The 338-nt window shown below is 46.2% G+C and carries 1 rRNA gene; it reads left to right on the top strand.

What is annotated here, in order from left to right:
- Nucleotides 1–220: 220 nt before the first annotated feature.
- Nucleotides 221–338: ribosomal RNA gene (locus H6A32_RS16005) — 16S ribosomal RNA — on the top strand; the annotation flags it as partial.

The following is a 338-nucleotide window of genomic DNA, read 5'->3' as shown; positions in this document are numbered from 1 at the left end:
CAACGATCCCTGAAAATTCATGAGAATTATTCAGAACAAGGAACTTCAAGTTCCACAAACCAGACAACAGTAACGGGATGGATTAGCGAGAGTTGATCTTGACCGGAACAAACAATGGTAAGGAAGCTCCTGCGATACTAGATTCGCAAGCAGGCTTGCTCATCAAGTCATCGAGGAGCGTAAACGAACGTAGGATTCGAAAGGACCGAATCCAAGTTCTTATTACGAGAGTTTGATCCTGGCTCAGGATGAACGCTGGCGGCGTGCCTAACACATGCAAGTCGAACGAAGCACTTTCTTTAGATTCTTCGGATGAAGAAGACTGTGACTGAGTGGCG

Origin of the sequence: Drancourtella massiliensis (genome assembly GCF_016900655.1) — a bacterium.
Taxonomy (GTDB): Bacteria; Bacillota; Clostridia; order Lachnospirales; family Lachnospiraceae; genus Sellimonas; species Sellimonas catena.
Note: the sequence above shows the minus strand (reverse complement) of the source record. Positions and strands in the feature narration are given on the sequence as shown.